Annotated in this window: 20 protein-coding genes and 3 tRNA genes; 1 reads left to right on the top strand and 22 read right to left on the bottom strand. The window is 60.1% G+C overall.

The features are described from left to right. Positions 1-174 precede the first annotated feature (174 nt). Entirely contained in the window at positions 175-1,458 is a 1,284-nt protein-coding gene (locus ICA16_RS22540; protein WP_210701615.1) for an NAD(P)/FAD-dependent oxidoreductase, read from the top strand. Between the two features lie 201 nt (positions 1,459-1,659). On the opposite strand, the gene ICA16_RS22535 is transcribed toward ICA16_RS22540, so the two are convergent. The 22 genes from ICA16_RS22535 to leuD all read right to left on the bottom strand — a co-directional run bounded on the left by ICA16_RS22535 (position 1,660) and on the right by leuD (position 25,357). Continuing rightward, the gene (locus tag ICA16_RS22535; protein ID WP_210701614.1) at positions 1,660-2,631 is read right to left on the bottom strand and encodes an XdhC family protein; all 972 of its coding nucleotides are present in this window, start codon (positions 2,629-2,631) and stop codon (positions 1,660-1,662) included. Between the two features lies 1 nt (position 2,632). Beyond that, positions 2,633-3,868 (bottom strand): c-type cytochrome, encoded by a 1,236-nt coding sequence (locus tag ICA16_RS22530; protein ID WP_210555600.1) that lies wholly within the window; start codon positions 3,866-3,868, stop codon positions 2,633-2,635. A gap of 2 nt (positions 3,869-3,870) precedes the next feature. Continuing rightward, positions 3,871-4,410 carry a (2Fe-2S)-binding protein gene (locus ICA16_RS22525; protein WP_042558620.1) on the bottom strand — a complete coding sequence of 180 codons (540 nt, stop codon included), beginning with the start codon at positions 4,408-4,410 and terminating at the stop codon, positions 3,871-3,873. Continuing rightward, entirely contained in the window at positions 4,403-7,234 is a 2,832-nt protein-coding gene (locus ICA16_RS22520; protein ID WP_210701613.1) for a xanthine dehydrogenase family protein molybdopterin-binding subunit, read from the bottom strand. The genes ICA16_RS22525 and ICA16_RS22520 overlap by 8 nt, the downstream gene beginning before the upstream one ends. A 519-nt stretch (positions 7,235-7,753) precedes the next feature. Further along, a tRNA-Asp gene (locus tag ICA16_RS22515) sits at positions 7,754-7,830 on the bottom strand. A 94-nt stretch (positions 7,831-7,924) separates the two neighbouring features. Next, positions 7,925-8,001: transfer RNA gene (locus tag ICA16_RS22510), tRNA-Asp, on the bottom strand. Positions 8,002-8,056: 55 nt separating this feature from the next. Next, positions 8,057-8,132, bottom strand: a tRNA-Val gene (locus ICA16_RS22505). 168 nt (positions 8,133-8,300) lie between these two features. Next, positions 8,301-9,077, bottom strand: a complete 777-nt coding sequence (locus ICA16_RS22500; protein WP_150616657.1) for an SDR family oxidoreductase — start codon at positions 9,075-9,077, stop codon at positions 8,301-8,303. Continuing rightward, positions 9,074-10,285 carry an O-succinylhomoserine sulfhydrylase gene (locus ICA16_RS22495; RefSeq protein ID WP_042558617.1) on the bottom strand — a complete coding sequence of 404 codons (1,212 nt, stop codon included), beginning with the start codon at positions 10,283-10,285 and terminating at the stop codon, positions 9,074-9,076. Before ICA16_RS22495 ends, ICA16_RS22500 begins: the two co-directional genes overlap by 4 nt. Before the next feature lie 80 nt (positions 10,286-10,365). Beyond that, positions 10,366-11,871 carry an amidophosphoribosyltransferase gene (gene purF / locus ICA16_RS22490; protein WP_150616659.1) on the bottom strand — a complete coding sequence of 502 codons (1,506 nt, stop codon included), beginning with the start codon at positions 11,869-11,871 and terminating at the stop codon, positions 10,366-10,368. A 41-nt stretch (positions 11,872-11,912) separates the two neighbouring features. Further along, positions 11,913-12,473: a CvpA family protein gene (locus ICA16_RS22485; RefSeq protein ID WP_042558615.1), complete on the bottom strand. Its 561-nt coding sequence runs from the start codon at positions 12,471-12,473 to the stop codon at positions 11,913-11,915. 98 nt (positions 12,474-12,571) lie between these two features. Then, positions 12,572-13,222, bottom strand: coding sequence for an SPOR domain-containing protein (locus tag ICA16_RS22480; RefSeq protein ID WP_150616660.1), 651 nt, complete (start codon positions 13,220-13,222; stop codon positions 12,572-12,574). Next, a complete protein-coding gene (folC, locus tag ICA16_RS22475) occupies positions 13,206-14,513 on the bottom strand; it encodes a bifunctional tetrahydrofolate synthase/dihydrofolate synthase (RefSeq protein WP_210555598.1) in 1,308 nt (435 codons plus the stop codon). The genes ICA16_RS22480 and folC overlap by 17 nt, the downstream gene beginning before the upstream one ends. Continuing rightward, a complete protein-coding gene (gene accD, locus ICA16_RS22470) occupies positions 14,510-15,430 on the bottom strand; it encodes an acetyl-CoA carboxylase, carboxyltransferase subunit beta (protein ID WP_042558612.1) in 921 nt (306 codons plus the stop codon). Before accD ends, folC begins: the two co-directional genes overlap by 4 nt. A 200-nt stretch (positions 15,431-15,630) precedes the next feature. Continuing rightward, on the bottom strand, positions 15,631-16,251 hold the full coding sequence (locus ICA16_RS22465; RefSeq protein ID WP_042558611.1) for a phosphoribosylanthranilate isomerase: 621 nt from the start codon (positions 16,249-16,251) through the stop codon (positions 15,631-15,633). A 65-nt stretch (positions 16,252-16,316) separates the two neighbouring features. Further along, entirely contained in the window at positions 16,317-17,141 is an 825-nt protein-coding gene (gene truA / locus ICA16_RS22460) for a tRNA pseudouridine(38-40) synthase TruA (protein WP_150601525.1), read from the bottom strand. Positions 17,142-17,368: 227 nt separating this feature from the next. Further along, entirely contained in the window at positions 17,369-20,020 is a 2,652-nt protein-coding gene (locus ICA16_RS22455) for a motility hub landmark protein FimV (protein WP_210701612.1), read from the bottom strand. 209 nt (positions 20,021-20,229) lie between these two features. Continuing rightward, entirely contained in the window at positions 20,230-21,240 is a 1,011-nt protein-coding gene (locus ICA16_RS22450; protein ID WP_150601436.1) for an aspartate-semialdehyde dehydrogenase, read from the bottom strand. Positions 21,241-21,516: 276 nt separating this feature from the next. Then, positions 21,517-22,629, bottom strand: coding sequence for an aspartate-semialdehyde dehydrogenase (gene asd / locus ICA16_RS22445; protein WP_150601435.1), 1,113 nt, complete (start codon positions 22,627-22,629; stop codon positions 21,517-21,519). A 66-nt stretch (positions 22,630-22,695) separates the two neighbouring features. Further along, on the bottom strand, positions 22,696-23,778 hold the full coding sequence (leuB, locus tag ICA16_RS22440) for a 3-isopropylmalate dehydrogenase (protein ID WP_150616663.1): 1,083 nt from the start codon (positions 23,776-23,778) through the stop codon (positions 22,696-22,698). A 54-nt stretch (positions 23,779-23,832) separates the two neighbouring features. Continuing rightward, complete coding sequence (locus ICA16_RS22435; RefSeq protein WP_210701611.1) at positions 23,833-24,600, bottom strand: class I SAM-dependent methyltransferase; 768 nt, start codon at positions 24,598-24,600, stop codon at positions 23,833-23,835. A gap of 112 nt (positions 24,601-24,712) precedes the next feature. Continuing rightward, positions 24,713-25,357, bottom strand: a complete 645-nt coding sequence (gene leuD, locus ICA16_RS22430) for a 3-isopropylmalate dehydratase small subunit (RefSeq protein ID WP_150594686.1) — start codon at positions 25,355-25,357, stop codon at positions 24,713-24,715. Positions 25,358-25,359 lie beyond the last annotated feature (2 nt).

Below are 25,359 nucleotides of genomic sequence, written 5' to 3'. Positions count from 1 at the left end.
CGGCATTCTACGGAATTCCGGAGGGGTGTCAACACCTTTTTTTCACCTAACCCTATGAATATGCAAAATATTTAATTTCCACCCAGCGACACAGATTTTTCCGTGGCTGGCGGAGGTTTTTCAACTCGGGTAGGATCGGCGCACTCGTAAAATATATTAAACAGAGGCTGCAGGATGGCGTACACCCTTTACCCAGAGTCTTATTACGCGGCGTCGGCGAATGCCGTACCGGCACGTCCAGCCTTGCAGGATGATGTGGAGACGGATGTCTGCGTGATTGGTGCCGGGTATACCGGGTTGTCCTCCGCCCTTTTTCTGCTGGAGAACGGTTTTCGCGTGACCGTGCTGGAAGCCGCCAAAGTCGGTTTCGGCGCTTCAGGGCGCAACGGCGGCCAGATTGTTAATAGCTACAGCCGCGACATTGATGTGATCGAACGCACCGTCGGCCCGCAGCAAGCGCAACTGCTTGGCCACATGGCCTTCGAAGGCAGCCGGATCATTCGCGAGCGCGTCGCCAAGTACAACATACAGTGCGATTTGAAGGACGGCGGCGTGTTCGCGGCGCTGTCAGCCAAGCAGATGGGCCACCTGGAATCGCAAAAGCGTCTGTGGGAACGCTTCGGCCATACGCAGCTTGAACTGCTCGATCAACGTCGTATTCGCGAGGTCGTGGCCTGCGATCAGTACGTCGGCGGCATGCTCGACATGAGTGGCGGCCATATTCATCCGCTAAACCTGGCGCTAGGCGAAGCAGCAGCGGTCGAATCGCTGGGCGGCGCTATCTATGAGCAATCGCCCGCCGTGCGGATCGAGCGCGGCGCCAACCCGGTTGTGCACACGCCGCAAGGCAAGGTCAGAGCGAAGTTCATCATCGTCGCCGGTAACGCCTACCTCGGCAATCTGGTGCCGGAACTGGCGGCCAAATCGATGCCGTGCGGCACTCAGGTAATCACCACTGAACCGCTGGGCGATGAACTGGCGAGAACCCTGCTGCCACAGGATTACTGTGTCGAAGACTGCAATTACCTTCTCGACTACTACCGCCTGACGGGCGACAAGCGCCTGATCTTCGGCGGCGGCGTGGTATATGGCGCACGGGATCCGGCGAACATCGAAGCGATCATCCGCCCGAAAATGCTCAAGGCCTTTCCGCAGCTCAAGGATGTGAAGATTGATTACGCCTGGACCGGAAACTTCCTGCTGACCCTGTCGCGTTTGCCGCAGGTTGGACGCTTGGGCGACAACATCTATTACTCGCAGGGTTGCAGTGGTCATGGTGTGACGTATACGCATCTGGCCGGCAAAGTGTTGGCCGAGGCGTTGCGTGGTCAGGCGGAGCGTTTTGATGCGTTTGCTGATCTGCCGCACTATCCGTTCCCGGGCGGGCAACTGCTGCGTACGCCGTTTGCGGCGCTGGGGGCCTGGTATTACGGGTTGCGCGACAGATATGGGTTCTGATCAGGTTTTCTGACCACAGAAGCATTTGTGGCGAGAGGATTTATCCCCGATGGATTGCGCAGCAGTCCCCTGCTTTTCAAAAGCAGGGCCGCTTCGCGCCCCATCGGGGATAAATCCCCTCGCCACAGATAAATCCCCTAACCCCCAGATACCCCCTCCGACCACAGATCCGTTCACCACAGATGGATCTAAAAATCCGTATCAGAGCTGATCCCGAGCAATCCCACTGCGTATGCGCAAGATATCCGCCAGCACCGCCAACGCAATTTCCGCCGGCGTCTTGCTGCCCAGGTTTAGACCGATCGGCGCATGAATCCGCGCCAACTCGCCCTCCCCCAGCCCGCCAATCCGACGCAAACGCTCGAAGCGTTTCTGCGAAGTCTGCAGCGAGCCCATCACGCCAATGTAGAACGCTTCGGTCCGCACCGCCTCCATCATCGCCAGATCGTCGATGCGCGGATCATGGGTCAACGCCACGACCGCGGTATCGCGATGGCAGCCTCCATCGGCAATGAACACCGACGGCAGTTGCCGCCGAATCTCCACGCCATTGAGCACCACACCTTCGAGCACTTCATCGCGCGGATCGCAGAGGATCACTTCGAAACCGAGGCCGACCGCAAACTCGGCGCAGGCCTGCGCCACGCTGGAATATCCGGCGAGTAACAGACGCTGCGCCGCACCGATGCGGATCCGCACCCGATCAATCTCCCGCTCGATACGCGCACCCTGCTCGCGATCAGCGAACAGACTGCGCGCACCGCTGGCCAGATCGACCTCGCGAATCAATCGACGCTGACCGAGCAGCGCCGACTCCAATTCGCGCAGATGCGCCTGGACGTCGCAGTCGGCGTCAAATTTCTCTACCAGCACATCGAGAATGCCACCGCAGGGCAGGCTGACCCGCGAGCGCGGATCGTCACCTTCGCCGTAACGCACAACGTTGACCGCATCGAGAAACGCACCTTCGGCGACGCGTTCGAGAAAATCTTCCTCGACGCAACCGCCGGACAGCGACCCGATCCACTGTCCACCATCATTCACCGCCAGCAGTGAACCCGGCGCACGCGGTGCCGAGCCGTAGGTGGTCAGCACGGTGCAAAGCCAGATGCGCTGCCCCGCCACCGACCACTCCAGCGCACGTCGCACCACTTGCAGATCGAGATGCTGCATGTCAGTGCGCCTTGTGCTCGATGGTCGGGGCGTCGGCTTGCAGCTTCTGCACGTCGCTCACTGCCAGCTCGGCGGATTGACCGCCCCAACCTTGGCGCAGGTAGTTCAGCAGATCGGTCAACTGCTCAGGACTGAGCTTGTCGGCAAAACCCGGCATCGGTTGCATGTGCTCGAAACCGGAGAACTTCTGTTCGCCGATACCATCTTCGATCACGCGCAACAAGTTGCGTGGATCTTCCAGACGCAGCGTGGTGTTGCCGCGCATGGCCACCGCGATATGCGGTTTGCCCTCGCCACCGACCGCGTGACATCCGGCGCAGACGTTCAAGTAATCCTGACGGCCACGCTGGGCGCTCGCGCTGAGTTTGTCCACTGGCACTTCGACCAGCGCTTTGGCTGCCGGCGGCTGATCACCGAGCAGGAACGTGGCCATCGCCGCCAGATCGGTATCGGTCAGGCCCTGAGTGCTGTTGTGGAACACCGGGAACATCTCGTTGAACATCGTGCCCTGCGCACTCATGCCGTGCTTGAGGAATGTGCTCAGATCCTGATGATTCCAGCCGCGAGCAGCCAGATCGGTGGCCAACAGGCTCGGTGCCAGATAACCGTTGAGGATGCCGCCGGTCATGCGTTTGTCCATCTGCATCGCGCCCGGCAGGCCGCGTGGCGTATGGCATTCGCCGCAGTGGCCAAGAACGTCGACCATGTATTGGCCGCGCTTCCACGCTTCGCTTTTGCCTTCGCCCGAATCCAGCTTCACGTCTTTACCGTACATCATGTTCCAGCCCATCAGGCCCAGACGCACGTTGAACGGAAAGCTCAGGCTGGTGACCGGTGCCGCACGCTCGATCGGTGCAACAGTTTTCAGATACGCATGGATCGCGTCCGAATCTTCCCGCGGCACCAGGTGATAGGAGGTGTACGGCATCGCTGGATACAGATTCGCACCGTCGCGGCGCTTGCCTGCGGTCAATGCAGCGAAGAACTCGTCATCGTTGTACAAACCGATGCCGTGCTCTTTGCTCGGCGTTATGTTGGTGCCGTAGATCGTGCCGAACGGCGAGACGATCGGCAGACCACCCGCATACGGCGCACCACCCGGCGCTGTGTGGCAGGCCACGCAGTCGGCAGCGCGGGCGAGATACTCGCCGCGCTTGACCTGATCATCAGCGTGCGCCAACAACAGCGGCGCAGCCAGCCCGACCGTCAGGGTCAGGCGGGTCAATAAAAGCTTCATGCTTAACCCTCCTTGACCAGGCCGAGATCGGTCAGCACATTGCGGGTAGCGTTGTAGTAACGCACGTACCCGGTGCAACGACAGATGTGATGGCCGAGGCTGTCCTCGATGACTTGTTCCAGTTGGCTTTTGACGATCGGCTGGCGTTGCAGCTTTTCCACCAGCACGGTCGCGGCATTGACGAAGCCCGGTGCGCAGTAGCTGCACTGGAAGGCGAACTCGTCGACGAAACGCTGCTGGATCGGATTCAGCTCAGTGACCTGACCATCTTCGTCACGCTTGGCGTGGCTTTCGATGGTGCGGACTTTCTTGCCTTCGAAGTAATGCGCGCCGGTGATGCAGGTGCGCACTTCTTCGCTGGTGCCGTCCGGGTTGTCGACGATCACGACGCAGGCGTGGCAGATACCCTGACCACAGCCCAGGCGCGAGCCGGTGAGATTCTTGTATTCGTGCAGGTAGTCGATCATCGGCAGGTCATCAGGGATGTCCACCGGGCCGACGGATTGACCATTGAGGGTCAGTTGAAGCGGACGGTTAGCCATTGAGGGCCTCCTTGATGCGCGCAGCAGTGATTGGCAGATCGCGAACACGTTTACCGATGGCGTGCGCCACGGCGTTACCGATGGCACCGACTACCGGGATCATCACCACTTCGGCGATGCCTTTGGACGGATCGCTTGGCGACAGCGGCGGCAGAATTTCCGCCGTCTGTTTCCACACCGCAACGTGACGCGCCATTGGCAAGCGGTAACGGTTGAAGTTCCAGTCACCCTCCCCCGGCCCACCTTCGTACAGCGGCATTTCTTCCATCAATGCGTGGCCGATACCCATGGCGATACCACCTTCGAGCTGGCCCTTGACCAGTTCTTCGACCAGCACGCGCCCGCACTCGACCCACGAATGGTGATTGAGCACTTCGACTTCCAGCGAACCTTTGTTGACCTTCAACTCGACCAGCGTGGCGACCGGGCTGTAGTACGTCACGGCAGCGTTGTTCAGTTGGGTCACCGGATAGTTGATGTTCTGACGATCCAGCAAGTGGAAACCCGCAGTACTCATCAACGCTTGCTTGGCCTTCGGTGCGCCGTCGCCATACCTCACCGCCAGACCGTCCAGCGGCAGACGCTCTTTCACGCCGTCGATGCTGTATTCAGCCTCGGCCCAGCTCCAGCGGTTGAAACCGTGGACTGTCGCTGCTGTGACCAAGCCGCGCTCGTGCGCGCGTTTGGCCAGCTCTTCAAAGCTCAGCGGCTGCATGCCGTTGGCGGTCAGTTTGCCATCGACCCAATGCGCGTCTTCACGTCGCACCACGTAAGGGTTGGCCTGGCCGCCATAAGGGCCCTGACGCCAGATCTCCAGCGCCGCCGGCCACAGACCGTGATTGAACAACACACGCGCCGCTTCACGGGTGGCATGGCTGAAGTAGTAAGCGGAGTTAGTCGCGGACGACGCCGAGGCCAATTTGCCCACCCAGCGCGGGTTGCGCAGCAGGTTGTCTTGCTCGGCCTGGCTCATGATGTAAGGGTTACCGCTGGTGATCAGCTGCATTTCCTTCCATTCGGTTTCGCCAGTCTTCACTTCGTGCGCCGGGCTACCAAGGAAATCGGCGACGACCAAGGCTTGCGAAGTGGACATGCCGGTGCCGATTTCGATGCCGATGTGGCGCAGGGTAATGCGACCGTCGGCCGTGAATTCGATGCTGGCCATCGGCGCTTCGGAACCGGTGCCGAAGTCTTTCTGGCAAATGGCAAAACCAACGCCATACCAGTTATCCGGATCTGCCGCTTCGCGCTGCTTTTTGATCGCGTCGCGGTTTTTCCAGACTTCGTGCACCGAGGCCTTGTCGAGAATCTCGTGCAATCGCAGCGCGCCGGCCGGGATCGCACCCTGGGTGTTTTTCATGCCGGAACGCAGAGCGTTCTTGCGACGCAGATCGATCGCGTCGACGCCCAGGCGATTGGCGATTTCGTCGACCATCATTTCGGTCGCCGCCATGCTTTGCAGGGTGCCGTAGCCGCGCATCGAACCCGCCTCAACACCGCGCGAGTGATAGGCGGTGACTTGCAGGTCATTCTGCGGCATGTAGTAGATCGACTGTGCTGCCGTGGCACCCACTGCGGCTACCGACGGGCTGTAGTTGATCCGACCACCGCCGTCGACGCTCATTTCGGAGCGGAAAATCTTGAAGCTGTAATCGTTCTTGTCCACGGCCAATTGGTAGCGGATGTCGAACGGGTGACGCTTGATGCCACTCTGGAACTGCTCGTAACGGTCGTTGGCCAGACGCACAGGCACACCGGCGCCGTACAGCGCAGCGAGGGCCGCGTAGTAAACGAAGATGTTGTGGTCTTTGGAGCCGTAACCCACGGTGTAACCCGGGTGCATGTTCAGATTGGCCAGGCCGAAGCGCGACGGCGCGATCATTTTCGCGGTATCGGTCGCCGTTTCCAGCGGGCACTGGGTCGCAACGACAAAGTGCAGGGTTTTGGTCTTCGGGTCATACCAGCCGTTGCCGTTGTCCGGCTCCATGGCGGCCGGCTCAATCGACGGAGTCTTGTAGCGCTCATCGAACACCAGCCAGTTGTCCGGCGGCGTGTCGATCTCTTTCTTCATGCGATCGGCGTAGAACAATCCGCGCTCGGTCAGGTTGCCATGCAAATTCGGCGATGCATTCCACACCGGGCGGCGGTTTTTCAGCATCGGGAACAGGATCGAATCCTTGAGGCTGGCGAATTCGTCTTCATCAGCCGAGGTCGGGCCGCCGACGCGCACATAACGGAAGCTGCCGTAGGGGTCACGCTCGTAGAACGGCACTTGAGCACCGTAACGAATCGCCTTGTCATTGAATTTGAGCTGGTTCTTGGCCTGACGGAAACGCTCGAAATCGTTCCAGATCAGGATTGCCACCGGGTGCCCGATGAACATCGGCACTTTGCCTTCCGGCAACAGCGGATCCGGAGCGTGCTCTTCCGGAAAGACGATGCCGTCCTTGTCCAGGTCAGCAGCGGTAACGATGCGATCCGGCTGCAAGTCTGCGCCAAGCCACGACAGGTCGTAGCCGGCATAGATGCGATCAGCCTTGATGGTTTTCAGCAGCATGGCGTGGCCTTGCTGTTCAGGCCAGCCCGGCATGTCCTTGGAACGGATGTCACGGGCGAACACTTTACTGCCGCAGACCTTGGACAGTGCATCGTTACGCTGACGCGCCTTACCGTTGTTGCCGAGCCACTTCTCGGACGGCACGGTGACGCTGTTTTCCATCAAGGCAGCCAGCGCCTGACTGCTGAGCGGCGTGAGCGTGACGCTCACTCCCGCTACCAGCCCGCCCTGAAGGAATGAGCGCCGGGATATTTCACGGTTGGACATGGATCATCCTCTGGACGGTTATTTGTCCGCCCTTCTGGTTATCTACTGGGAATCTCGAGTCTTGCAGAAGCTCTTTCTGGCGAAGCAAAGAGCTGTGTTGACAGTGCAAAGCTGACCGAAAGGTTAACTTTAAAGGTTTCTTGGCTCGCAGCAAACAACCAGTTACATAATTCTGACTAAAGAATCAAAAAATCAATGCGACGTGGCACCGCAGCAAGCCGATAGAAAACTCTGCGCGCAAGATCTTTGCGAATACAAAACTCTGTAGGAGCTGTCGAGTGAAACGAGGCTGCGATCTTTTGATCTGGTTTTTTAATAATCAAAATCAAAAGATCGCAGCGTGCCGCAGCTCCTACAGGGGTATCGTGCAGGGACGTAAATAGGAGAGAGGAAAGAGGAAGGTCAAATTTCAGACACAAAAAACCCCGGTCTTTCGACCAGGGTCTTTGCTATCGATTCCGAATCAACCAATGGTTGCTTTCGGTGCTTCAAGACGTTCAGTGGGCCTTGAGGCAGATATGGCGCAGCGGACGGGACTCGAACCCGCGACCCCCGGCGTGACAGGCCGGTATTCTAACCGACTGAACTACCGCTGCGTATCGCTTTGAGCTTTCGCTCAAGTAACTCGTTTTGATTGAAAGCTTCGGTGCTTTTCAATCGCGAACCAGACAGCGTCTGACTCGTTAAATATGGCGCAGCGGACGGGACTCGAACCCGCGACCCCCGGCGTGACAGGCCGGTATTCTAACCGACTGAACTACCGCTGCGCGTCGGTGCAGGCACTTTCAGCCTACCCTCTTGCTTTCGCAAGCTACCCGGAAGTGGTGGGTGATGACGGGATCGAACCGCCGACATTCTGCTTGTAAGGCAGACGCTCTCCCAGCTGAGCTAATCACCCGTTTGCATCTCCGAGGCCGCGAAATTTACGCAGGTAGCGAACCTAAGTCAATAGCAGGATTGAAGTTTTTCTGAAAAAGACAAAATCGAGTCATTCCTGAAGAAGCCATCAACCGCAAGACCGCTATCGCGAGCAGGCTCACTCCCACAGAGATCGCAGCTTCGCACCCTACTCGCTGTAGATCATCTTCTTGGTCATGCCGCCGTCAACGACGAATTCCTGCCCGGTGACGAACCCGGCATTCCTCGACAGCAGCCACGCGACCATCGCCGCGACATCTTCAACCGTGCCTACCCTGCCCGCCGGATGCTGAGCGTGATCGGTATCGGCCAACGGCTCGGCACGGCGTGCAAACGGGTCCCGCGCATCAATCCAGCCCGGGCTGACGGCGTTGACCCGAATCTCCGGCCCGAGGCTGATGGCCAGCGCGTGAGTGAGGGCCAACAAACCGCCCTTGCTCGCCGCGTACGCCTCGGTATCAGGTTCGGACTGTCCGGCACGGGTCGACGCCAGATTGACGATCGAGCCATTGTGCGCCCGCAGATACGGCGCGCAATGCTTGGCCAGTAGCATCGGCCCGCTGAGATTCACTGCCAGCACCCGATTCCAGTAGGCCAGATCAAGGCTTTCCAGGGTGATGTTGTGGGGATCAGCCACCGCCGCGTTGCACACCAGCGCATCGAGACGCCCAAACTGCCCCAGTACTTCAGCCACGCCCAGTGCCACCTGACCTTCATCCGCAACGTCCATGGCGATGAACCAGGCGTGCTCGCCCAGCACCTTCGCCACTTTCGAACCGCGCGCACGATCCAGATCGGTCAGCACCACTTGCCAGCCCTCGCTGATCAGCCACGCAGCGATGCCCAGACCAATGCCGCGCGCGGCGCCCGTGACCAGTGCAACGCGGCCATGGGTACCCGCTTTCGCAGTGGACAACTCGATCACAGCGCCGCCAGACCGCGCGCCAGATCGGCTTGCAGATCAGCCACGTCTTCCAGACCGACCGCAACGCGAATCAGACTGTCACGAATACCCGCCGCTTCACGCTCCTGCGGCGCCAGACGACCGTGGGAAGTGGTGCTCGGGTGGGTGATGGTGGTTTTGCTATCGCCGAGGTTGGCGGTGATCGAAATCAACCGGGTGGCATCGATAAAGCGCCACGCGCCCTCTTTGCCGCCCTTGACCTCAAAACTCACCACCGCACCAAAGCCCTTCTGCTGACGCTGGGCAAGCTCATGCTGCGGATGGCTCTTGAGACCGGCGTAATGCACCTTCTCGATACCGTCCTGTTGCTCCAGCCATTCGGCGAGTTGCTGGGCGTTGGCGCAGTGCGCCTTCATCCGCAGGTTCAGGGTTTCCAGACCTTTGAGGAAGATCCACGCGTTGAACGGGCTCAACGTTGGCCCGGCGGTACGCAAGAAACCGACGACTTCCTTCATCTGCTCGCTGCGACCGGCAACCACGCCGCCCATGCAACGGCCCTGACCATCGATAAACTTGGTCGCCGAGTGCACGACGATGTCCGCACCGAGCTTCAGCGGCTGCTGCAACGCAGGCGTGCAGAAGCAGTTGTCGACTACCAACATCGCGCCTTTGGCGTGGGCGATTTCAGCCAGCGCAGTGATATCGACCAGCTCAGCCAGCGGATTGGATGGCGACTCGACGAACAGCAGTTTGGTGTTCGGCTTGATTGCCGCATCCCACGCCGGCAACTCTGCCAGCGGCACATAGTCGACTTCGATGCCGAAACGCTTGAAGTACTTTTCGAACAGGCTGATGGTCGAGCCAAACACGCTACGCGAGACCAGCACGTGATCGCCAGCACTGCACAGGCTCATCACCACCGCCATGATCGCGGCCATACCGGTCGCCGTCGCAACAGCTTGCTCGGCGCTTTCCAGCGCAGCAATGCGCTCTTCGAACGCGCGAACCGTCGGGTTGGTGTAGCGCGAGTAAACGTTGCCTGGCACTTCGCCGGCAAACCGTGCTGCTGCGTCGGCGGCAGTGCGGAACACGTAGCTTGAGGTGAAGAACATCGGATCACCGTGTTCGCCTTCCGGCGTACGGTGCTGACCGGCACGTACGGCCAGGGTATCGAACGCTACGCCTTCGAGGTCGCTATCCAAACGACCGGCATCCCATTCCTGACTCATGCTGTCACTCCTTGCCTGTTCTCGATAAATAAAAAGTCTTTTGCCAGATACAAAACCGGCCCCTCAGGGCCGGTAGAAACTCAGTTGTTATACAGATCGATGATCGCACTGACCGCCTGGGTCTTGACCTTCGAGAGATCATTGCGAGCCTGTTCGATCTTGTCCAGGTACGCCTCATCGACGTCACCGGTGACGTACTTGCCGTCGAACACTGCGCAGTCGAAGTTTTCGATCTTGATCTTGCCGCCGCCGACCGCTTCGATCAAGTCAGGCAAGTCCTGATAGATCAGCCAGTCAGCACCGATCAGATCAGCCACGTCCTGAGTCGAACGGTTGTGGGCGATCAGTTCATGGGCGCTTGGCATGTCGATGCCGTAGACGTTAGGGAAGCGCACCGCAGGAGCGGCCGAGCAGAAGTAGACGTTTTTCGCGCCGGCTTCACGGGCCATCTGGATGATCTGCTTGCAGGTGGTGCCGCGCACGATCGAGTCATCGACCAGCATCACGTTCTTGCCGCGGAATTCCAGCTCGATGGCGTTGAGCTTCTGGCGTACCGATTTCTTGCGGGCAGCCTGGCCCGGCATGATGAAGGTGCGGCCGATGTAACGGTTCTTGACGAAACCTTCGCGGAATTTCACGCCCAAGTGATTAGCCAGCTCCAGCGCAGCGGTGCGACTGGTGTCCGGAATCGGGATGACCACGTCGATGTCGTGCTCTGGACGCTCGCGCAGGATCTTCTCGGCCAGCTTCTCACCCATGCGCAGGCGAGCCTTGTACACCGAAACACCGTCGATGATCGAATCCGGACGCGCCAGGTAGACGTGTTCGAAGATGCACGGGGTCAGGGACGGGTTGGTCGCGCACTGACGGGTGTGCAACTTGCCCTCTTCAGTGATGTAGACCGCTTCGCCCGGTGCCAGGTCGCGAATCAGGGTGAAACCGAGCACGTCCAGGGAAACACTTTCCGAGGCGATCATGTACTCGACGCCTTCGTCGGTGTGACGCTGGCCGAACACGATCGGGCGGATGCCGTGCGGGTCACGGAAACCGACGATGCCGTAACCGGTCACCATGGCCACTACCGCGTAACCGCCGACGCAACGGTTGTGCACGTCGGTCACGGCAGCAAACACGTCTTCTTCGGTCGGTTGCAGCTTGCCGCGCTGGGCCAGCTCGTGGGCGAACACGTTGAGCAGCACTTCCGAGTCGGAACTGGTGTTGACGTGACGCAGGTCGGATTCGTAAATCTCTTTGGCCAACTGTTCAACGTTGGTCAGGTTACCGTTGTGCGCCAGCGTAATGCCGTAAGGCGAGTTGACGTAGAACGGCTGGGCTTCGGCCGAAGTCGAGCTACCCGCGGTTGGATAACGGACGTGGCCGATACCCATATGGCCGACCAGGCGCTGCATGTGACGCTGATGGAACACGTCACGCACCAGGCCATTGTCCTTGCGCAAGAACAACCGGCCATCATGGCTGGTCACGATACCGGCAGCGTCCTGGCCGCGGTGCTGGAGCACGGTTAGCGCGTCATACAGCGCCTGATTGACGTTCGACTTACCGACGATACCGACGATGCCACACATGCGACGCAACCCCTACTTAATGGATCTGAACTGAACAACACTCACTGCGGCGTTTTGGCCGACGGCAAGAGCTGCTCCTTGAACGGAATTTCAGCGGGTACGCTGATTCCGCTGGCAAGCCACTGACTGCTCCACCCGAGAATCAGGTTTTTGGACCAGTCGGCGACCAATAGAAATTTTGGCACGAGCTGAGATTCTTTCCACCACCCGTCCTGCTGTACCGGCCCCAGGCTCAACAGCCCGACTGCGACGACCACCAGCAGCACGCCACGCGCCGCGCCGAAGGCCATTCCCAGGAAGCGGTCGGTCCCGGACAACCCGGTGACGCGAACCAACTCGCCGATAAGATAATTGATCATTGCGCCCACGATCAGCGTGGCGACAAACATGATGGCACAGCCCGCGATCACGCGAGCCGATGGGGTTTCGATGTATCCGGCGAGGTACTCGGACAATGAACCACCGAACATCCAGGCGACGACTCCTGCGATGATCCAGGTCACCAGCGATAATGCTTCTTTGACGAAGCCGCGGCTCAAACTGATCAATGCGGAGATGGCGATGATTGCAACGATCGCCCAGTCAACCCAGGTAAATGGCACAGTGCAGCCTACAGACGGATAAGGCGGCGCATTTTAGCAGAGCGCATGGCTGTCGGTAAGCTGCGATTTTCAGTGCATTTCAATCGAATCGATAGATCCTAGCCACGCTCGGGCTGGAAGCGCACGACAAAACCCTTGAGGTTCTGCTGACGGCTCAAAAGATCACGCAGACGATCGGCTTCGGCGCGCTCGATCAGCGGACCGACGAACACCCGATTCTTGCCATCGGCTGAACGGATGTAAGCGTTGTAGCCCTGGCTGCGCAGCGTTTTCTGCAGACTCTCGGCGCTGGCGCGGCTCGACAGGCTGGCCAGTTGCACCGACCAGCTGACCGACAGACCATTGGCGTCGACGCGGCTCTGAGTGGTATCAGGCTTGGTTGTCGCTGAAGCGATCGGCTGGGCAGGCGCAGGAATCGGCTTGGACACCGGCGGCGGCGCGGCAGGCTTGGCGATCTGGGCCGGCACAACAGGTGCCGGGGCGATCGGCGCAGAAGGCGCGACTTGCTCGGCGATTTCGTCATCGCTTGGCACGGGCTCTTGCGGCAAGGCTTGCGGCTCGGGAACGGCGACCGGTTCCAACTGCACCTGCGGCACGGCAGGCGCATGCGGAGCAGCCGGGGCCTCTACGGTCACCTGACGCTGTTCGTCCTGACGGGAAAACAGCATTGGCAGGAAAATCACCGCCAGCGCCACCAGCACCAGGGCACCGACCATGCGCTGTTTGTACGCTTTATCCAGCAAAGCCATTTGCCGCTTCCTCCGTGGAGCGCCGGGCCAACCATTCAAGGGCCTCGGCGACACAATAAAATGATCCGAACAACAGAATCTCATCGTCGCTGGTTGCGACTGCGCACTGCCCTTCAAGTGCGGCGGCAACACTGTCGTAAGACGTGACCGACGCGCCAAGGTTCTGCAATGCCGCGTGTAATTCTGCAACCGGACGTGCGCGCGGCGAATCCAAGGGCGCCACGGCCCAGTGCTCGACACTAGCATTCAATTCGCCGATAACACCATCCAGATCCTTGTCCGCCAGCAGACCGAACACCGCCAGACGCTTGCCGACCGGAGGCCGCGAGGCCAGACGTCGAGCCAGATACTCCGCCGCGTGCGGGTTATGACCAACATCCAGCAACAGATTCAGGCGCTTGCCATTCCATTCGAACGAACGGCGATCCAGACGCCCGACAACTCGCGTCGCCCGCAAGGCCGCCACAATCTGCTGTGCATTCCACGGCAAACCGAGCAGCAGATACGCCTGCAACGCCAGCGCGGCGTTTTCCATCGGCAGATCGAGCAGCGGCAAATCATGCAGCTCGACAACCCGGCCCTGCGCATCGGTACCGCGCCACTGCCAGTTCTGATCAGTGATGCCGAGATCGAAATCGCGCCCACGCAGGAAGAACGGGCACGCCAGCTCACGCGCCTTGTCGAGCAACGGTTGCGGAGGATTCAAATCGCCACACAGTGCAGGCTTGCCCTGACGGAAGATGCCGGCCTTCTCGAAGGCTACGGATTCGCGGGTATCACCCAGATAATCGGCGTGATCGACACCAATGCTGGTAACCAGCGCGATATCGGCATCCACCACGTTGACCGTGTCCAGACGCCCGCCCAGACCGACTTCCAGCACCACAGCGTCGAGCCCTGACTGTTGAAACAGCCAAAACGCCGCCAAGGTGCCCATTTCGAAGTAAGTCAGGGAGGTTTCGCCACGCCCGGCCTCGACCGCAGCGAAGGCTTCGCACAGCTGTGCGTCAGTGGCTTCGACGCCATTGAGCTGCACCCGCTCGTTGTAACGCAGCAGGTGCGGAGAATTATAGACACCAACGCTCAGGCCCTGCGCCCGCAGCAATGAAGCCACGAAAGCGCACGTCGAACCCTTGCCGTTGGTGCCGGTGACCGTGATCACCCGAGGCGCCGGCTGGCCCAGCCCCATGCGGGACGCTACCTGTTGCGAACGCTCCAGACCCATGTCGATGGCCGACGGATGCAACTGCTCAAGGTAGGCGAGCCACTCGCCAAGGGTGCGCTCGGTCATATGTTGGCAGGCACCGGCGGAACGACGATCGGCTCGATTGGCGCAGCAACGAATGTCGGCGTTGGCTTACCCGTCATTTGTGCCAGCAGGTTACCCAGACGCGGACGCAGCTCCTGACGATGAATGATCATGTCGATCGCACCGTGCTCCAGCAGGAATTCGCTACGCTGGAAGCCTTCCGGCAGTTTCTCGCGCACGGTTTGCTCGATAACGCGCGGACCGGCGAAGCCGATCAGGGCTTTAGGTTCGCCAACAATCACGTCGCCGAGCATTGCCAGACTGGCGGAAACACCACCGTAAACCGGATCGGTCAGCACCGAGATGAACGGAATGCCTTCTTCGCGCAGACGCGCCAGCACGGCCGAGGTCTTGGCCATCTGCATCAGCGAGATCAGGGCTTCCTGCATGCGCGCACCACCGGAAGCGGCGAAGCAGATCATCGGGCAGCGGTTTTCCAGCGCGTAGTTGGCAGCGCGTACGAAACGCTCACCGACGATGGCGCCCATGGAACCGCCCATGAAGCTGAATTCAAACGCCGAAACCACTACCGGCATGCCCAGCAGGGTGCCGCTGACGGAAATCAACGCGTCTTTTTCGCCGGTCTGCTTCTGTGCAGCGGTCAGGCGATCCTTGTACTTCTTGCCGTCACGGAATTTCAGACGGTCAACCGGCTCCAGATCGGCGCCCAGTTCGTTGCGACCTTCGGCATCGAGGAAGATGTCGATGCGCGCACGTGCGCCGATGCGCATGTGGTGGTTGCACTTTGGGCAAACGTCCAGGGTCTTTTCCAGCTCCGGACGATACAGCACAGCCTCACAGGACGGGCATTTGTGCCACAGACCTTCAGGCACCGAGCTCTTCTTGACCTCCGAACGCATGATCGAAGGGATCAGTTTGTCTACTAACCAGTTGCTCATGCTTTCTTTCTCCAGTACCGGCGGCTCGAACGCTCTGGTTCGCAGCCCCGCGTATGCCCTTCAGCTAAATTCATGTGTGGCGATGATCAAGGATGGCCGGGTCAGTAAAACTGACCTTCGTACAACCCAAAAACCCTCAGCCTCTTTTGTACCAAGCTGTGGACGGCGGCAGTGTGCCAGCCGTCACATCATGCACAGGCCTAAATGCCCCTGACGGCGCCGATGAACGCCTGAACTTTTGCGTGATCCTTGATGCCCTTGCTCGCCTCGACCCCACCGCTGACATCTACTGCATAGGGTTTTACCCGAGCCACGGCGCCTGCGACGTTTTCCGGGGTCAAACCACCCGCCAGAATCAGCGGCTTGCTCAAACCTTGCGGAATCAATGACCAGTCGAACGCCTCGCCGGTTCCGCCCGGCACGCCTTCGACGTAGGTATCGAGCAACACGCCACTGGCGCTTGGGTAGGCATCGACAGCCGCGGCGATGTCATCGCCGGCCTTGACCCGCAGCGCCTTGATGTAAGGACGGTGCCAGCCCTCGCACTCTTCGGCGGTCTCGTCACCATGGAACTGCAGCAGATCCAGCGGCACGGCATCGAGAATTTCCCCCAACTCGCAGCGGCTGGCATTGACGAACAGACCCACGGTGGTCACAAACGGCGGCAAGGCCTTGATGATTTCCCGCGCTTGCTGGACCGAGACTGCGCGCGGACTTTTGGCGTAAAACACGAATCCGATCGCATCAGCCCCGGCTTCGACGGCGGCCAACGCATCTTCTATGCGGGTAATCCCGCAGATCTTGCTGCGAACGGCTGACATATCGAGAAAAACTCCGAGGCAGAATCCGGGAAAGTCCCGGATGGTAACAAAAGCGCTCGAGGGCGTCAGCCGTCAAGTTCGGAGAACCCCGTAAGGAAATGCGGACCGATAAAACGCTCGGGCAGCGGAAATTCGTCGTGGTACTCGACTTGCACCAGATACAACCCGTAGGGATGCGCTGTCACGCCGCCAGACCGGCGCTCGCGACTTTCCAGCACTTCTTTCATCCACTCGACCGGCCGCTCGCCAGCACCGATGGTCATCAGCACGCCGGCGATGTTGCGCACCATGTGGTGAAGGAATGCGTTGGCGCGGATGTCGAGCACGATCATCTTGCCGTGACGGGTCACGCGCAGGTGATGCATCTTCTTGATTGGCGATTTCGCCTGGCACTGGCCGGCACGGAACGCACTGAAATCGTGGGTGCCAATCAGATACTGCGCGGCCTCAGCCATGCGCTCGGCGTCCAGCGGGCGGTGGTTCCAGGTGATTTCTTCATTGAGATGGGCCGGGCGAATCTGATCGTTGTAGATCACATAACGATAGCGCCGGGCGATGGCCTTGAACCGCGCATGGAAATTCGCCGGCATCACCCGCGCCCAACTGACACTGATGTCGTGAGGCAGGTTGATGTTGGCGCCCATCACCCAGGCCTTCAGCGAGCGATCGACCTGAGTGTCGAAATGCACCACTTGTCCGCAGGCATGCACACCCGCATCGGTACGCCCGGCGCACTGCAAGGAAACGGGCGCGTTGGCGACTTTCGACAAGGCTTTTTCAAGCGCTTCCTGCACCGTCGCCACACCGGTTAACTGACGCTGCCAGCCGCTGTAGCGCGAGCCTTTGTATTCAACGCCCAGCGCCACGCGGTAAAAGCCGTCGGGGGCCATTTCGGCGACCGGGTTATCTATGTTTGCCAAGGTGGGACAGCCTGCTGTTTTTGCAAAGGCGGGCATTATAAGGCCTCAAGATCAAAAGATCGCAGCCTTCGGCAGCTCCTACACAAGAATCGGCGTTTTCCTGTAGGAGCTGCCGAAGGCTGCGATCTTTTGATCCAATGCGCCAAACAAAAACGGCAGCCTCATGGGCTGCCGTGTTCTTTACCGCTGAACCTGATTTACAGGCTCGAGAGCATTTCCTTGGCTTCGCCGCGCTGCTTCTCATCACCCTCGGTCAACACTTCGTTGAGGATGTCGCGCGCGCCGTCGCTGTCACCCATGTCGATGTAGGCCTGCGCCAGATCAAGTTTGGTGGCTGCTTCGTCGGTGCCCGCGAGGAAGTCGAAATCGTCTTCACCCAGATCATCACCCAGCGCCGCATCGGCCTCGGTGAACGTCGGCTCGGCAATGCTCTGCGACAGGCGATCCAGCTCGGCGTTGACGTCATCCAGTTCGGCGGCAAATGCATCAGGCTCGGCCGCCGGATTGGAGTCCATCTCGTCAGCCAGCGACAGGTCGAAATCGGCTGGCAGCTCCAGATCATCCTGCGGCACATCGGCGACGACGGGTGGCTCTACCGGCGACAGATCCTTCACGCCGTCATCCAGATCCAGCAGGAAGTCATCATCGGCCAACGGTGCCGGAGCAGGAGCCGGCTCAGCGCCAAGGTCCAGATCCAGGTCGAAATCCGAGAGATCATCGAGATTCTCTTTGGTGTCGGTCTGCTCTTTCAGCACCGATTCAAAGCTCAGATCGTCGTCCGACGGGAACTCGTCCAGTTCGACCGGCGCTTCGGGCTCAACGATTGGCGCCGGCTCAACCGGAGTGATGTTGTCGAGATCGTCCAGACTCAGGTCGAACGCGCTGTCCAGATCGTCCGCAACTGGCGATGGCTCAGGCGCTTCTGGCTCATCCAGCAGCAATTCCTTGACGTACTGGGCGTCCAGCTCGGCAGCGATGGCGGCGGCTGCCAAACCACCGGCGACCGCTACGGCCATGGCCGGGAAACGGCTTTTCAGCTCTTCGACCTTGGCGAAGTTGTCGCCATTGGCTACCAACTGACGCTCCTGACCTACGAAAGCATCGCGATCGCCCTGCTGACCATAGACTTCCATCAGCTTCAGACGCAGATCACTGCGCTGCGGCTCAAGACTGATGCCCTCTTCCAGCAACGCAGCAGCCTGATTCAGACGTCCGGCGTTAATGTGCGATTGAGCCTTGTCGAGGACATCATCGGAGCGCTCGCCTGCCGGGGCAACCAGCGGTGCGGCGATTGGCTCGGCCATCACGATTGGCGCCACAATCGGGGCGACTACTGGCGCAGGCGTAGGCGCTGGAGCCGGCGTGTTGAGCTTGACGCTCGCGGCCGGGGTTTCCAGACCTTCGAAGCTGCTTTCCGGCAGATCGTGCTCGGCGGAGAACTCTTGTTCCTCAGCCAGAGCGCGCGCCATGCGCACATGCTTCTCGGCTTCCTGCTGAGCTTTGCGGCGACGGGCCAGTAGCAACAGCAACAACAGCAAGACCACGGCACCGCCACCGACCAGACCCAGCAAGATCGGATTGGTCAGCAGCTCGTTGAAGGTTTTTTCGTCATCAGCGGCAGGTGTGGTTTCGACCACCGGCTCGACCACTGGCTCAACTGGCGTCTCGGCCGGTGGTGCAATGGCCGACTCCGGCGTCGGCGCTGCTTCTGCCGGTGTCGCTGGCGGTGTGGCGGCCAACTCGGCAGTGATCGCAGGCACCGCCGGATTGGCGCCTGGCGCAGCACCCGGCCCTTCGGCCTGCATCTTCGCCAGTTGATTGTTTTTCAACTCGATCAGACGTTGCAGCTTGTCGAGCTGACTTTGCAGATCGGTCATGCGGCTTTTCAGTTCCTCGTTGTCACGACGGGTCGTGTCGAGGCTTTCTTGAGTGACCGCGAGCTTGTCGCTCAGGGCCTTGGCGTCGCCCGCCGGGCCTTTGCCGCGGGCCTTGGCGCTTTCAGCGGAAACCAGGCTCAGGTTGTCTTGCGCGTCAGGCGCAGCGCCAGTATTGCCGCGACCACGGTTGGTCGCATCAAGTTGCTGCTGACCGGTGCCAGGCTTGGCCACATAACGACGGCCCTGACGCCAGGCTTCGTTTTGCGCCGCGACTTCAGCGATGGCCGCCGACTGTGGCAGCGCAGTGCTTTGCACCGAATCCGGCAGACGCAGGACCTGGCCGACTTTCAGGCGGTTGATGTTGCCGCCGATAAACGCATCCGGGTTCAACGCCTGAATGGCCAGCATGGTCTGCTGCACCGAGCCGCCGGTACGGGCCTTCGCCGCGATTTCCCACAGGGTGTCGCGCGGGGTGGTGGTGTATTGCGTCGAGTGCGTGGCGCCGGTGGTCGGCGCCGTGATGGTTTGCGACGGCGCCGGTTGCGCAGCGGCGTCAGCGGTCTGCGGCGAAAACTTCGACGGGTCCAGCAGCACGCTGTAATCGCGCAACAAGCGGCCGTTCGGCCACATCACCTGGACGAGGAATTTCACCATCGGTTCCGACAGTGGCTTGCTCGAGGTCACCCGCAGCACGCTTTTGCCACTGGCGTTAAGCACTGGCGTGAACGTCAGATCATTGAGGAAGGCCTGGCGGTCGACGCCGGCCTTGGCGAAGTCTTCCGGCGAGGCCAGGCTCGGCACCACTTCGGCAGCGGTGAGATCCTTGACGTCGAGCAGCTCGATTTCAGCCACCAGCGGCTGGTTCAGGGTCGACTTCAGGGTCAGCTCCCCGAGCCCGAGGGCATGCGCCATACCGGAGGACAGCGCCGAGGCGGCCGCTATTGCTAACACCAGTTTGCGAACTTGAACCATAGCCTCATCCTTTGTTTGAACGTTCCTCGGCCAGCGAGAAGATGTTGAATACCGCTGCCGTAAGGCATTGCGCGCGACGACGACAGACTGCCGCGCGCGATCATTTCTTTGATGCCCCGGAAAGTCCCGGAGGGTGACTCGTTATCAACTGCTTCGGCCAAGCATAGCGCCCAGCTAGAATCAGTCGACAAATTGTTGCCAAGTATCTTTTACAGCAGGTCTTTTATCAACAACTCGGCAACCTGCACAGCATTGAGTGCTGCGCCTTTGCGCACGTTATCTGACGTCAGCCACAGATTAAGTTCCGCCGGGTCATCGACACCACTGCGAACACGACCGACATAGACCACGTCCTGCCCCACCGCGTCACCGACCGCCGTCGGGTAATCACCGGCATCGACCAGTTCAATGCCCGACGCAGCTTCCAGCGCGGCATTGACCTTTTTCAGGTCGACGGCCTGCGCTGACTGCAAGGTCACGCTAAGGCTATCGCCAAAAAACACCGGGGCTTGAACGCAACTTGCGGAAATCTTTAATAAAGGCTGCGCCAGCACCTGACGCAACTCACGCACCAGGCGTTTTTCCAGTAGCGTATGGCCCTGCGCGTCAGGCGTGCCGACCTGAGCCAGCAGGTTGAACGCCATCTGCCGATCGAAAAACTTTGGCTCCAACGGGCGCATGTTCAGCAGCTCGGCGGTCTGGCGTGCCAGCTCGGCGACGGCTTCACGACCCTGGGCAGAAACAGCCAGATTGGCGGTGACGTTGACGTATTGCAGATCAATCAGATCGAGCAACGGCGCGAGCACTACGGCAAGAGTGGTCGCCGACGGACTCGGGCTGCTGACTTGGAACGGCGCTTTCAAGCCGGCGAGCACAGCAGCATTGGCTTCGGGCACCACTTGCGGCGCCTGATCTGCCGGCAAGGCGCCGGACAGGTCGATCAGCGAGCAACCGGCGGCGTGAACGCGGGCGGCGTAGCTCAGGGTGATGGCTGGACCGGCAGCGAAGAACACCAGTTTGACCTTGCTGAAATCGAACTCGTCGACCTCACGCACGCGCACGTTCTTGTTGCGGAACAGCACCGAGCTGCCGGCGGATTCGCTGCTGGCCAGCAGATGCAGGTTGCCGACCGGGAAATTACGTTCTTCAAGAATCTGTACGAGGGTTTCGCCGACAGTACCGGTGGCGCCGATCACGGCAATATCAAGGGTCTGGGTCATGGTGCGAGCCTCTGGCGAAACGGGGGGAGCGGCACTTTACCGGGTGACTGGCGCACAGGCAATTTCTGCCGGAGGTTTGCGGAGACTGTTCAGGCCTCATCGCGAGCAGGCTCACTCCTACAATGATTGGTGTGGAACAGAAAACTTGCGTTCACCACCGCCCACTGTAGGAGTGAGCCTGCTCACGATGAGGCCAGACCTGACACTCAAGAAATTTCAGGCATAAAAAAACCCGCACCTCTCACAAGGCACGGGTTCTTTTATGACTTCAAACGATCAACGCTCAAGCAAAATCCGCAGCATGCGACGCAGCGGTTCGGCCGCGCCCCACAGCAGTTGGTCGCCGACGGTGAAAGCGCCCAGATACTGGGTGCCCATGTTCAGCTTGCGCAGTCGACCGACCGGCACATTCAGGGTGCCGGTGACCTTGGTCGGGCTCAGCTCCTGCATGCTGATCTCGCGCTGGTTCGGTACCAGTTTGACCCAAGGGTTGTGCTGGCTGATCAGCCCTTCGATGTCGGCGATCGGTACGTCTTTGTTCAGCTTGATGGTCAGCGCCTGGCTGTGGCAACGCATGGCGCCAATGCGCACGCAGATGCCGTCGACCGGGATAGGGCTCTTGAAGCGACCGAGAATCTTGTTGGTCTCGGCCTGGGCCTTCCACTCTTCGCGGCTCTGGCCGTTCGGCAGTTCCTTGTCGATCCACGGGATCAGGCTGCCAGCCAGCGGTACGCCGAAGTGTTCGGTCGGGTACGCTTCGCTGCGCATGGCCTCAGCCACACGACGGTCGATATCCAGGATCGCACTGGCAGGGTCAGCCAGTTGCTCGGCAACAGCGCCGTGGGTCACACCCATTTGCTTGATCAGTTCACGCATATGCTGCGCGCCGCCACCGGAGGCAGCCTGATAAGTCATGGCGCTCATCCACTCGACCAGACCGGCTTCGAACAGACCGCCCAGCCCCATCAGCATCAGGCTGACGGTGCAATTGCCGCCGATGTAGTTCTTGGTGCCCGCATCGAGCTGCTGGTCGATGACCTTGCGGTTGACCGGATCAAGAATGATGACCGCGTCATCGTTCATGCGCAGGCTGGAAGCCGCGTCGATCCAGTAACCCTGCCAGCCGGCTTCGCGCAGCTTGGGGAACACTTCGCTGGTGTAGTCGCCGCCCTGGCAGGTCAGGATCACGTCGAGGGTCTTCAGCTCTTCAATGCTGTAAGCGTCCTTGAGCGGGGCAATATCCTTGCCCACGGACGGGCCTTGGCCACCGACATTGGAAGTGGTGAAAAACACCGGCTCGATAAGATCGAAATCCTGCTCTTCCAGCATCCGCTGCATGAGCACGGAACCGACCATACCGCGCCAACCGATCAGACCTACACGTTTCATCGCAACTACACCTTCTTGAAAAGTGGGCCGCTGCTTTGTATTGAATTTCGCAGCGGGCCCGAGAGATTACAGATTCCGCAGCGCGGCGACTACTGCGTCGCCCATTTCCTGCGTACCGACTTTGTTGCAACCGGCCGAATAGATGTCGCCGGTACGCAGGCCTTGATCCAGAACCACGCTGACAGCTTTCTCGATGGCATCGGCCGCGTCATGCAGATTGAAGCTGTAACGCAGCATCATCGACACCGACAAAATGGTCGCCAACGGGTTGGCGATGCCTTTGCCAGCAATGTCCGGCGCCGAACCGTGGCAAGGCTCGTACATGCCCTTGTTGTTGGAGTCGAGCGAGGCCGACGGCAGCATGCCGATGGAACCGGTAAGCATCGACGCTTCGTCGGAGAGGATATCGCCGAACAGATTGTCGGTGACGATCACGTCGAACTGCTTCGGTGCGCGCACCAGTTGCATGGCCGCGTTGTCGACGTACATGTGGCTCAGTTCGACTTCCGGGTAATCCTTGGCGACCTGCTCGACCACTTCACGCCACAGTTGGCTGGAGGCCAGCACGTTGGCCTTGTCGACCGAGCACAGCTTCTTGCCACGCACCATGGCCATGTCGAAACCGACGCGGGCGATGCGGCGGATCTCGCTTTCGCTGTATGGCAGGGTGTCGTAGGCCTGACGCTCGCCGTTTTCCAGCGTGCGGGTGCCGCGTGGCGCGCCGAAGTAGATGCCGCCGGTCAGCTCACGGACGATCAGGATGTCCAGACCGGCAACGATTTCCGGCTTCAGGCTCGACGCGTCGGCCAGTTGCGGGTACAGGATCGCCGGACGCAGGTTGCCGAAAAGGCCCAGTTGCGCACGGATTTTCAGCAGACCGCGCTCAGGGCGGATGTCACGCTCGATGGTGTCCCATTTCGGGCCACCGACAGCGCCCAGCAGGACGGCATCGGCAGCGCGGGCACGGTCGAGGGTTTCGTCGGCCAGTGGCACGCCGTGCTTGTCGATGGCCGCGCCACCGATCACGTCATGGCTCAGCTCGAAACCCAGGCTGTACTTGTCGTTGGCCAATTCCAGCACCTTGACCGCTTCGGCCATGATTTCCGGACCAATACCGTCGCCTGGGAGAATCAGAATCTGCTTGCTCATGCTTTCCTCGTGTCTTCAGTCGGTGCGCCCTCAACTGGCGCCCCCGGAAAATTCTTATCGTTCGGCCATCAGTACGATCACATCTGTACTGAACGAGCCATCGGCTTCAATCTCAAAATATTCGCGTACTTCGTTGCCCATCGACTGCTGCAACTGACGGATCGCGGCGCGCATCACTTCAGGTGTGCGCATGCGCTCGACCCAACTGCTGTAATCCAGGCGCAGACGCTGCCGCGCAGTGCTACGCGCATGCAACCCCGCCTCGCTAACCTGCCGCAACCACTCGCCGGCAGAATAATCGCGCACGTGACTGGTGTCGCGCAGCACTTCGACGCTTTGCAGGTAAGTGTCGAACAACGGGCTACCCGGCGACAACACATCCACGAACGCCGCCACACCACCCGGCTTCAGCACCCGACGTACTTCGCGCAGGGCCACACCGAGATCGCTCCAGTGATGCGCCGAATAACGGCTGAAGACGAAATCGAATTCGCCATCGGCAAACGGCAGATGCTCGGCGGCCCCGTTGACCGTGGAGATATTGCTCATGCCGCGATCCAAGGCAGCAGCAGCCACGACGTCGAGCATTTGCTGCGACAGGTCGTAGGCGACCACTTCCTTGACCAGCGGCGCCACGTGAAAACTCACATGGCCGGCGCCACACCCCAGGTCCAGCAACCGCGCTTCGCCCTGCCCTGTCAGTTCAGCCTGTAGCAAGGCGAATTCAGTGCCTTGCGCATGAACGGCGCTGCTCAGGTAGGCGGCGGCCTGTTCACCGAATTGCTTTTGTACAACCTGACTGTGCTGGGCGGAGCTGGTCATGGGAACCTCCTTTTCAAGATCAAAAGATCGCAGCCTTCGGCAGCTCCTACAGGTGTACGGCGCTCCATGTAGGAGCTGCCGAAGGCTGCGATCTTTTCGGTGTCACCTCAAATCACGCGTCGCGGAACAACCACGGCTGGCTCACGCGATGCTTCGCTTCAAACGTCGCAATCGCTTCGTGGTCCTGCAAGGTCAGGCCGATATCGTCCAGACCGTTAAGCAGGCAATGCTTGCGGAACGCATCGATCTCAAAGTGGTAAACCTTGCCATCCGGACGCGTCACGGTTTGCGCTTGCAGATCGACCTGCAATTGATAGCCCGGCTCAGCCTCGACCTGCTTGAACAATTCATCGACTTCAGCGTCGCTCAAGATGATCGGCAGCAAGCCGTTCTTGAAGCTGTTGTTGAAGAAGATGTCGGCGTAGCTCGGCGCGATGATGCTGCGAAAACCGTACTCTTCCAGCGCCCATGGCGCATGTTCACGGCTGGAGCCGCAACCGAAGTTCTCGCGGGCCAACAATACGCTGGCGCCCTGATAACGCTCGGCGTTGAGCACGAAGTCCTTGTTCAACGGGCGCTTGGAGTTGTCCTGATACGGCTGGCCAACATCAAGGTAACGCCACTCATCGAACAGGTTCGGGCCGAAACCGGTGCGCTTGATCGACTTCAAGAACTGCTTCGGAATGATCTGGTCGGTGTCGACATTGGCACGATCCAGAGGCGCGACAAGACCAGTGTGCTGGGTAAAAGCTTTCATGC

The organism is Pseudomonas anatoliensis, assembly GCF_017976235.1.
GTDB lineage: Bacteria > Pseudomonadota > Gammaproteobacteria > Pseudomonadales > Pseudomonadaceae > Aquipseudomonas > Aquipseudomonas anatoliensis.
The sequence above is the reverse complement of the archived record's forward strand: the minus strand, read 5'-3'. Positions and strand labels throughout refer to the sequence as shown.